10 protein-coding genes are annotated in these 10035 nt (G+C 65.3%); 5 read left to right on the top strand and 5 right to left on the bottom strand.

Features of this window, described 5'->3' with window-relative positions; all coding sequences use genetic code 11:
- Positions 1–61: 61 nt before the first annotated feature.
- Entirely contained in the window at positions 62–2395 is a 2334-nt protein-coding gene (locus tag ACR9ZH_RS14975) for a beta-N-acetylhexosaminidase (protein WP_481291557.1), read from the bottom strand.
- A gap of 8 nt (positions 2396–2403) precedes the next feature.
- Complete coding sequence (locus ACR9ZH_RS14970; RefSeq protein ID WP_481291556.1) at positions 2404–3408, bottom strand: glucokinase; 1005 nt, start codon at positions 3406–3408, stop codon at positions 2404–2406.
- 255 nt (positions 3409–3663) lie between these two features.
- On the opposite strand from ACR9ZH_RS14970, the gene ACR9ZH_RS14965 reads away from it, so the two are divergent.
- Entirely contained in the window at positions 3664–4476 is an 813-nt protein-coding gene (locus tag ACR9ZH_RS14965; RefSeq protein ID WP_481291555.1) for a trypsin-like serine protease, read from the top strand.
- Positions 4477–4521: 45 nt separating this feature from the next.
- Positions 4522–4863, top strand: coding sequence for a YciI family protein (locus ACR9ZH_RS14960; RefSeq protein ID WP_481291554.1), 342 nt, complete (start codon positions 4522–4524; stop codon positions 4861–4863).
- A 91-nt stretch (positions 4864–4954) separates the two neighbouring features.
- Here ACR9ZH_RS14960 and ACR9ZH_RS14955 read toward each other — a convergent pair whose 3' ends face one another.
- A complete protein-coding gene (locus tag ACR9ZH_RS14955) occupies positions 4955–5452 on the bottom strand; it encodes a hypothetical protein (protein WP_481291553.1) in 498 nt (165 codons plus the stop codon).
- A gap of 84 nt (positions 5453–5536) precedes the next feature.
- On the opposite strand from ACR9ZH_RS14955, the gene ACR9ZH_RS14950 reads away from it, so the two are divergent.
- Both ACR9ZH_RS14950 and ACR9ZH_RS14945 read left to right on the top strand, forming a co-directional pair.
- Positions 5537–5749 (top strand): DUF3820 family protein, encoded by a 213-nt coding sequence (locus ACR9ZH_RS14950; RefSeq protein WP_481291552.1) that lies wholly within the window; start codon positions 5537–5539, stop codon positions 5747–5749.
- A gap of 174 nt (positions 5750–5923) precedes the next feature.
- On the top strand, positions 5924–6346 hold the full coding sequence (locus tag ACR9ZH_RS14945; protein ID WP_481291551.1) for a hypothetical protein: 423 nt from the start codon (positions 5924–5926) through the stop codon (positions 6344–6346).
- A 46-nt stretch (positions 6347–6392) separates the two neighbouring features.
- Here ACR9ZH_RS14945 and ACR9ZH_RS14940 read toward each other — a convergent pair whose 3' ends face one another.
- Positions 6393–8000 (bottom strand): glycoside hydrolase family 30 protein, encoded by a 1608-nt coding sequence (locus ACR9ZH_RS14940; RefSeq protein WP_481291550.1) that lies wholly within the window; start codon positions 7998–8000, stop codon positions 6393–6395.
- Positions 8001–8138: 138 nt separating this feature from the next.
- The gene (locus ACR9ZH_RS14935) at positions 8139–9008 is read right to left on the bottom strand and encodes an aldo/keto reductase family oxidoreductase (RefSeq protein WP_481291549.1); all 870 of its coding nucleotides are present in this window, start codon (positions 9006–9008) and stop codon (positions 8139–8141) included.
- Positions 9009–9107: 99 nt separating this feature from the next.
- Between ACR9ZH_RS14935 and ACR9ZH_RS14930 the strand changes: the two genes are divergently transcribed.
- Entirely contained in the window at positions 9108–10025 is a 918-nt protein-coding gene (locus ACR9ZH_RS14930; protein WP_481291548.1) for a LysR family transcriptional regulator, read from the top strand.
- Positions 10026–10035: the final 10 nt, after the last annotated feature.

The following is a 10035-nucleotide window of genomic DNA, read 5'->3' as shown; positions in this document are numbered from 1 at the left end:
GCACGCCGTTGTGGTGCCGATATTTGTTTTCCCCAATCCCGACGCGCCCCCGCGCGCCGCCCTACTTCGAGAACGAAATCTTTCCCAGCGCCCACTGCCCCTTGCGTGGGTCGCCCGATGCAAATACACACAAGGCATGCACGTCCGCCCCGATGGGCGTGGCGAGGTTCGTCTCCACGTGCACTTGCCCGCCCGATGGCTTGGCGCGGCCGAGCGGCAACGTTGCAAGCCGAGGTCCGTCACAACCGTTCGCGTGGATCTCGATGGCTTCGTCCGCGTCGGCGCTGCCGCGCACCACCGCGCCACGGGATTCGTCGCCGTAGCGCCATGGCAGCTTTTCAGCCGTCACGGCGACGCGGGCGGCGCCTGGCATATCCACCGTGGGCCACGCCCAGCAGGCGTTGCCGATCTCGACCGAGTACACCGGACTCGGACCGTGCGCCGGCCTGGCACCCTGCAGGCGCGAAGGCGGCTCGCCCGAGCAGGTCTCGAGTGCACTGCTGTCACGGCCCCATAGCGTGGCCTCGTCCAGCAAGACCGAACGGGGCGCGGCAAGCACGCTGCCGTCCGCTGCGAACGTAGCGGCCCGCAAGGTCGTACCCGCGGGCAGCACGAGCGGCTGCGAATACGTCGCGGATGCAGCGACAGGCTCCGTGCCGTCGGTGGTGTAGCGGATTCCGCCGCCATGGACCTGGTTGGCGAGCGCGACGCGCAGCGCGCCGCCCGCTGCACGCGATATCTCGAACGCCGGGGCGAACGCGCTGTCCGCCGCGCCGATGCCCAGTGCGCGATAACGGCTCATTTCGGCCGGCAGGCGCGCCAGGAATTCCTCCCAATCGTGGGCGGCGGACGGCGACCAACCCAGTTCCGCCATCGCGGCGATGCGCGGGAACGTCGCGTGCTGGTCATGCGCGAAGGTGAGCATCTGCTCGGCCCAGAGGCCGGCCTGCACACCGACGATGTGCTTCGCCTCGTCCGCGCTTGCGCCCGGTGGCACCAACTGCGTGTCATAGACCTGGCGCAGCGTCACCTCGGGTGGCGGTCCCGCCCATTCGTCCGGACGCCCGGATTGCAGATGGTCGAAGTACAACGATTCCTGCGGCGTCATCACCACGTCGTGGCCCTGGCGCAAGGCGGCGAGCGCCACGCGCTCGTCATGGTCGCCGTGCCAGGACATCACCACCTGTTCGCGGGGCAGCGCGACGCCCTCGGCTATCTCGTCGTCCCAGCCCACCGGGGTGCGCCCATGGCCGACCAGGTAGCTGGTGACCTGCTGCATGAACCAGGCTTGTAGCTCGTCCATGTTGGCCAGCTTCAGTGCCTTCATCTGCGCATTGACGCCGGGCGAGGCGTTCCACTGCTGCTTGTCCGCCTCGTCGCCTCCGATGGAGACATGGCGTGACGGAAACAGGCGCATCACTTCGTCCATCACGTCGTTGACGAAGCGCAGGGTCTTCGCGTTCGGGTTCAGCAGCCAGGGGCTGACTCCCCAGTGGGTCCACACGGACGGGCGCTTGCCCGTCACGCCCAGCCAGGGGTAGGCAGAAATGGCGGCCTGCGAGTGTCCGGGAAGATCGATCTCGGGTACGACCTCGACATAGCCCTCGGCGGCGTAGCGCACGATGTCGCGGATTTCGGCCTCCGTATAGACCTTGCAGTACGGCTTGGTTCGGCTTCCCGATACCTCGCTGTCGTTACCCACGGCCTCGCGACATGCGCCTTTCGTGGACAGGTCGGGATACTTCGGTACCGGCAGGCGCCAGCCCTGGTCGTCGGTGATATGCCACACAAGCACGTTGAGCTTGTCGAGCGACATCCAGTCGATCAGCCGCTTGATCTCATCGGCGTCCTGGTAGTGCCGGCTGGAATCGAGCAGCAGGCCGCGCCAGGCGAAGCGTGGATGGTCCTCGATCACGCCATAGGGCACGTGCGCCACCGCGCCACGCGTCCAACCCGGCTGTGTCAGCAGCTGCCACACCGTCACGCTTCCATAGAATGCGCCGCGCGCGCTACGTGCCGTGACCACGATGCCATGCGCGCCGATGGCTATCGCGTAGCCTTCTTCGCCCACGACGGCCGCATCGGGACGAACATCGAACGTCACCGCCGGCGCCGAGCTATCCGAGGCCGCGCGCATCCTCAGCCCGCGCACGCTGGCGACGCGCTGCATGAAGTTGTTCACGACAGCCGTCATGGCGGGATCATGGGTGCCGACCACAGCCACGCCTGCACCGTCGGCGATGTCGACCACGCCGGTGCCTGCTGGCTTCACGATGGCAGGCATGGGCACCAGGGACCAGGCGGGTGCGGACGCGGATGCGGCGGACGCATCCGTGGCGATCATGATGATGGCCGCGCACGCCAGCACGAAGCGGAGCCTGAGTATCCACGTCACGCAGGGCCTCATGCAGCGACGCCCTCCGCAGGCATGGCGGCGGACGAGGCGCGGTGGCGCATGTACCACCGGGCGGCGCCTTGCACGCCATGGCAGCCATGTTCGGTGACCCATACCGGCACCTGCGCCAGCAAGGCCCTCACGCTGCGCCCATGCAGGAAGCGTTCTTCGAACGCGCTGCGTTTGAGCAGGTCGAAAATGGAGGACAGGAAGCCTCCGGCAAGGAAGATGCCGCCGGTCGGCATATACGTCATGGCGAGATTGCCGGTGAAGCTGCCGAGCGCCGCACAGAACAGCTCCACCGCCTCCACCGCATGCCGGTCCGACTGCGCGTTGGCCGACGCCGTGACGGCCTTCGGTGTCGCCAGCGCCGGCGCTTCGCCGTCGATGGCGCACAACGCCTCGTAGACGGTCAGCAGTCCCGGCCCGGATACGATGTTTTCGACCGGGACATAGCCACCGGTGGGCGCGAGCCACGCCAGCACCTCGCGCTCGCGCAGCGAGTGCGGAGCGAAATCCATCTGGCCGGCCTCCGTCGTGATGATCACGGGCTGGGACCCGCCGGGCACATGCGCGGCCGCGCCCAGGCCCGTGCCCGGACCGACCACCAGCGACGCTCCGCGGCCGCGGGCCGGCGGACCGCACAGATGCCTGCCGTTCGCCGACAAAGGCCCTTCGATGGCATACGCCAGGGCTTCGAAATCGTTGAGGAGCGCGACCTCGGCAAGGCCGAGCGCGCTGCGCAACGCGCCGGGCCGCACGGGCCAGGGCAGGTTGTCGTTCACCACATCGTCGCCCATCACCTGGCCTGCGCAGGCCAGCACGCAGTGCGAGACGGGCGTGCGCACCTCCGCATCGACGAACGCCTGGAGCAGCTCGGCGAGCGACGGGAACGCGGCACAGGGGAACACGCGATAGGCGAGCGTTTCGATATCGCCCGACCCGTCGCCGGCGACACGCATGAGCGCGACGTGCCCGTTCGTGCCGCCGATGTCCCCCGCAAGAAATTGCATCCCCCGACTCCCCCGCCGCTTCGGAATACGCCAACCACGGTGTCCCCGCACCGGATTCGACATCAGGGTGTAACGGGACTGACACCGGTGTCAAGGCATGCCGCAGCAGGGGTGTGGCGAGGTCAGGCAGCGACTGGTGGCGCACACTTTGCTTGCAGCACGGTCTGCACCAATGCACGATGCAGGCCCGCCCGTTCACTTGAAACGAGCCGCCTTGCGGATCGGTTTGATCGGGCGTCAGCCAAGGGAGTTGCTGTGAATCGACTGATCTTGATTTGTCTGCTCGCGATGTCCCTGCCCGCTTATGGCATCGTCATTCGCCACGGGGTTGATGACGCCAGGTATCGGGTAGCGGCTACCGAATTTCCCGCGCTCGTCGATTTACCTTCCGAAGGACACGGAATTCTTATAGCGCCCCAATGGGTGGTCACCGCTGCCCACGCAGTGACGTGGCAAACCGAAGTCAGGCAGGTCGTGCTGAATGGCAAAACCAGGGCCGTTGAAAAAGTGATCGTCCACTCCGGATACCGGAAACTGCCGCAAGCTTTGATCGATCAAGCGGTGAAGAGCGACGACGCGACGCAGATCGTCGACTTTCTTGCGTCCCAGGATGATATTGCCTTGATCAAACTGACCGAACCGGTATCGGACGTCACCCCGGCCAAGCTGTTTTCCGGAAGCGATGAGCTTGGGAAGACCGTCGAGCTTCTGGGGAAGGGCGCAACCGGCACGGGCCTTGCCGGACAGGATCCCCACGGCTCTCATCGTGTCGATCTACGTCGCGCTTACAACAAGATCGTAGACGTGCGGGATCGCTGGATTTGCTATGTCTTCGACAAGCCGCCGTCGGGCCTCGAACTCGAGGGCATATCGGGAGATGGCGACAGTGGCGGTCCTGTCCTGATAAAAGTCGAAGGAGAGTGGCAGGTGGCCGGCCTGGCTTCCTGGAAGAAGCATGAGCACGACAATAACCTGATTCACCACGCCGGCTTTTACGGACAGAAGAACTACAACGTGCGGATTAGTCACTACGCGGGTTGGATCGACGACCAGATGCGTGCGAATTGACGACTGCGAACGCGAGCGAAGTCATTACCTTCATGGGAAGCGACCATGGCCAAGTACCTGATCTCCTTTCCGAGCGCCGCGATGGTGGTGCCGGACGGTGAGCTGGAAGCGGTATCCCGGGATGCGCACGCCGTGATCAACGAGGCGAAGGCCGCCGGTGTCTATGTCTTCGGCGGCGGCATCGATGAAGGCGTGGCGCCGGTCCTGGTCTCGGCTGACGGGGCGGTCGCCGAGGGAGGCTATGCCTGGGCACCCCGGCTCGACGGCGGCTTCACCGTACTCGAGTTGCCCTCGCGCGAAGACGCCGTCGCATGGGCGGCGCGCATCGCCAAGGCCTGCCGCTGTGCGCAGGAGCTGCGCGTGTTTCAGTTCGATCCGCAGTCCTGAAGGTTGTCTACGTTGGCTCGAGCCAACATTCCCCGGCGGACATTGCGAAGCATGGATATCCAATGCCGCAGGCAACGTCGTAGAGGATCCGCTAGCGAATGCGTTTGAAGTAGCTCGTTCGCATGACGAGCGAATCGTTGTTTCCGGGATACACCGTCGTTTCGACGAGGTTTCGATCGTCGGGTGCGACGGCGTATATCCTCGTGGAAACGAGTACGCCGTCCTTCTGCAGCGCCATGACCAGAACGCCGGACATGGGAGCCCTCACTGTCACGTGGTCGGCCTCGGGACTTTTCTCGACGACGGCGGCGGGGCCATCGAGGGAAACGGTGGAGGCGGAGTGGACCTCCGAACCCGGCGCATAGACGATGTCCACGTGCATGGCCAGTTTGTCGGCGCCTGCGTCACCGAAGGTGAACATGACGCTCTTGGGGCGCTGGTCGAGCGGAATGGACATGCGCGAGGTGTCCAGTGACCAGCTGCCCAGGAAGCGAGAAGCCGCCGCATGTGCAGCAGTAACATCGCCAGCCGATACGGCGGGAGCCATGGCGACGACGGACACGAGCAATGCCTTGCACGCAAGTTTCATACCTTATCCCCATGGCGACTACGGTTGCATTCTTTCGCGGCCAGCCGCTTGAGACCGAGCCCGCTTGCACGCGAAGATTAGCGGATGAAAGCCGACGATCTACAGCGCCTGGTGACGGTCGCCATGCCGTATGGAAAGTACAAGGGGCGCCTCATCGCCGATCTTCCCGGCGCCTACCTCGCCTGGCATGCGCGCAAGGGGTTCCCGCCGGGCAACCTGGGAAGCTTGCTGGCCTTGGCGCTGGAACTCGATCACAACGGCCTGAAGGGGCTGCTCGATCCGTTGCGCCGCCGGTAAGCGGAAGCGCCGCTCGGTATTTTAGCCAGCGGATATCAGCCATGGCCCGATATATCGCCGTGCCGTCGCGGACGAATCTGGGCGCGGGCGGATGGCCGTCGCGCCGGCCAGCCATCGTCCGGGCGAGGGCTTCCTTTGCCCTCCATTGGCCGCGTACGACATTGAGGTCATTCCATGAAGACGACGATCATCACCCTCGGCCTTGCCACCTGCCTGCTCGGACTGCCGTGCCTCGGCCTTGCGAAGAATGGCGACCCCGTGCCGGGCGACTGGCTGCTGGTGCGCAATGGTGCAGCCAATACCAGCGATAACTACGGCAAGGAAGACTCCGATATCAAGGATAGGCTCGACGGCGTGTCGGTCCTCTGCAAGAAGATCGACAAGACGACCGAAGAGATCCAGAAGCTCGTCGATAGCGACAAGACGCGCAAATGGAACGGCAGTCCGTGGTGGGTAGCGAAGGCTTCGACGGCAACCGGCCTGGGCGCCAAGGTGGTTATCGACGAACTGCCGGGCAACAAGAACCACTGCCTCATCAACGGCCTGACCCTCGGACAGATCAAGGGCATCTGGCGTCAGTTTCCGGACGACCAGTGAGGCCTGCGACACACGTGCGGGAGGGCGTTCCCGCGCTGGGACGCCTTCACCCTGCCGGGTCAGCGGGGTGAGGTTGCGAATCGCCGATCTTCAGCGGGAGCGGACGTCCACGTAGCCATTGATAGGCCCGGCGTATCCACATGCCGGCCATGTCCGGGTTCCACACCAGGGTGGCCACGCTCTCCGGTGGCATGGTGTATTCGAACCGGGTATCGCCCTGCACCACCGACACTGTGCGGGCCGCCGTCCTTACGTTCACCATCACCAGGACGAGCGAACCGTCGGTCGCGTTCTGGAACGCCACGTTGGCGATGCCCTTGTCGGCATCGGTGTCGGTCGAGCGCAGGCGCACGGCGTCGGGCAGTACGAAGCGGCTGAAGTGGGCCAATGCGTAGTACTCGTCGGTACGGGTCACGGCGCCCGTTCCCGAATCGATCGTGATCACGCCATTGCAGAGCGTGCACCCGCCGAAGTGCGGGCCATGGGTTTCGTCCAGGGCCAGATTCCAGTAGATCACGCCACGCGCCCATTGACGCGTGCCCGTCACCAGCAGGTTGCGCGCGAACCAGAGCAGTTCGCCATTCATATTCAGCGGCCAGTCGCCGCCGGAACACTCGGTGATGAAGGTGTCCTTGTCGGGATGCTCGCGGTGTACGCGGCCCTGCGCATGCTGGCTACCTTCGTAGCAATGCCATGCCACGCCGTCGACGTAGCGCGCGGCGGCCGGGTTGGCCAGTACGGCCAGCGGCTGCTCCGGATGGCTCCAATTGTGGTCCCAGTCGAGGATGCGCGTTCGCGGCGTGCGCCTGGCCAGTTTCGGGCCGAGGTAGTTCGCGATGATGCGCGCCCGAGTCTCCGCGCCCATCAACATGCCGGGGTAACTGATCGGCGAATACGCCGGCTCGTTCTGCAGGGTCAGCGCGTAGATGGGAATGTCGTGTTCGCGGTACGTGTCGAGATACTTGACGAGGTAATCCGCATAAGCCTCCTCGTGTTCCTCCAGCAACTCCCCGCCGATCAGATTCTGGCTGTCCTTCATCCACGCCGGTGCGCTCCAGGGCGAGGCGACGATAAGCAGGCCGGGGTTGATCGCGAGGATGTCGCGCACCGTCGGGATCAGGTCCTGCAGATTGAACGCGACATTGAAATACTGCAGCTTCGGATCGCTCTGCCCGAAAGGGATATCGTCCAGCGTATAAAGATTCAGCGAGAAATCCGAAGCGCCGATGGTCAGGCGCATCATGTTGAAGTTGAGGTTGGGCGGCGGGCCATACAGCTCGCGCAACAGGGCCTGGCGCTGCGGCTCGTTCAACCGGTTGCGGATGAGCCACGCCGATGCATCCGTCAGCGCCGCGCCGAAACCGGTGATGGTCTGGTACTTCGCACTGGTGTCGATGACGATGTCCGCAGGCGCCGTGCCGCGGGCGCTCATCAGGATGCCCGGCTGCGGCGCCAGCTTCAGCCGATGATCCGCCGTGCTCAGCCAGACATCGACGGCGGGCAAGACGGGGCGCGCCGGAGGCACGGCCGCCGCCCTGGCAGCCAGCCGGGACTGCTCGAAGCGCGGCGCATAAAGGGCCGCCAGGGTCAGGAGGGAAATCAGGGCGACGAAGATGGCGGCGACCCGGCCGGAATCCGGTCCTCGCTCATCCATGGCGCGCGCCGGTCTGGTCGTTTACGTTGTCAGTCACCTCGATCACGGCTGAAGCATAGCGAACCTCACGCGGGTTTTGGCCGCTCCGTTTCCCATTCCGGAACCGTCCGGCGATTCCGGATCAGGCCCGGGAAAGGGTTATCTGCTGCCGATCGACTCGAGCTCGGCAAGTACTTCCTTGGACAGCTCAAGCTCTGCCGCTGACAGGTTCTCGCGAAGATGCCCGGGCGACGAGGTTCCGGGGATCAACAATATGTTTGGCGAGCGGTGCAGGAGCCACGCCAGTGCGACCTGCATCGGCGATGCACTGAGCCGCACGGCCACGGCATTGAGCGCATCGGATTGCAGCGGCGAGAAGCCGCCCAGCGGGAAGAAGGGTACGTAGGCAATGCCCATCTCGTTCAATACGTCGATCATTGCATCGTCGCTGCGTTGCACGAGGTTGTACTGGTTCTGCACGCATGCCACCGGCGCGATGGCCTGTGCTTCCTTCACCTGCGCAAGCGTGGCGTTGCTCAGGCCGAGATGGCGGATAAGCCCCTTCTCGCGCAGTTCCGCCAGCGCCGTGAACGGCTCTTCGATGGAACCTTCCTTCGGCGCGTGGATGTCGCCCATCAGGCGCAGGTTCACCACGTCAAGCACGTCGAGGCCGAGATTGCGCAGGTTGTCGTGAACGCCCTGCACGAGCTGCTCGGGACGCCCTGCCGGAATCCACGAAGCGTCGTCGCCGCGGATCGCGCCCACCTTCGTCACGATGGTCAGGTTCTGTGGATAGGGGGCGAGTGCCTCGCGGATGAGGCGATTGGTCACGTGCGGCCCGTAGAAGTCGCTGGTGTCGATGTGATCGACGCCCGAATCCACGGCTTCACGCAGCACGGCCAGGGCGGTGGCATGGTCCTTCGGCGGGCCGAACACGCCCGGGCCGGCCAGTTGCATGGCACCGTAGCCCATGCGCCTCACGGTGCGATCGCCCAGGGCGTACGTGCCCGCCTTGCTCAGGTTGCTCATGTGCTTCTCCAGAAAGAGGGGGGACGCGAGGAGCATAGGGATTGACCGGACGCTCGATAATCCTGTGCAATCGGCACGGGCTGTACGGAATCTCGAACAATGAACGCCGATCCGCAAGATCTCCTCGCCTTCCTCGCCGTGGTTCGGGCCGGTGGCTTCCGCGAGGCGGCCCGGACCGGCGACACCTCGGCCTCCAGCCTGAGCGAAGCGGTGCGGCGCCTGGAGTCCGGCCTCGGCGTGCGTCTGCTCAACCGCACCACGCGAAGCGTCGCCCCGACCGAGGTAGGCGCGCGGCTTGCCGAACGGCTGGTGCCGGCGTTCGGCGAAGTGGAAGCGGCGCTCGATGTGGTGAACCACTACCGCGACCGTCCGGCCGGCACCTTGCGTGTCAACGTCCCGGCGAACGTCGCGCGTACGGTGCTTGCGCCCATCGTCGTGCCCTTCCTCGAGGCATACCCGGACGTGCGCTTCGAAGTGGTGGTGGAAGACAGCTTCGTCGATCTCATCGCCGCCGGCTGCGACGCGGGAATCCGTTACGACGAGCGGCTCGAGCAGGACATGATCGCCCTGCCCATCGGGCCACGCAAACAACGCCTCATCACAGCGGCGGCACCGTCCTACCTCGCCGCGCGCGGCACGCCACGGCACCCGGGCGAGCTGTTGCAACACGCCTGCCTCCGCGGCCAGTTCTCGGGCGGCGCAACACCTCCATGGGAATACGAGCGCGATGGCGAGGTGATCCGGGTCGACCCTCCAGGCATCTTGCTGGTTCGCACGGGTGCGGCATTGGACCTGGCCGTGCAGGCCGCCGTCGCAGGCCTGGGCATCATCCATCTCTTCGACGACTGGCTGCAGCCGCAGGTCGACAGCGGCGAACTGCTGCCGGTGCTCGACGACTGGTGCCAGGAATTCAGCGGGCCCTTCCTGTATTACCCCGGCCGCAAGCACCTTCCCTCGCCACTGCGGGCCTTCGTCGAATTCGTACGCGGGCGATCTAGCGACGTAAAGGCCGGGTAGATGCACAGCA

This window comes from Luteibacter sp. SVR4-7G, assembly GCF_056755555.1.
Note: the sequence above shows the minus strand (reverse complement) of the source record. Positions and strands in the feature narration are given on the sequence as shown.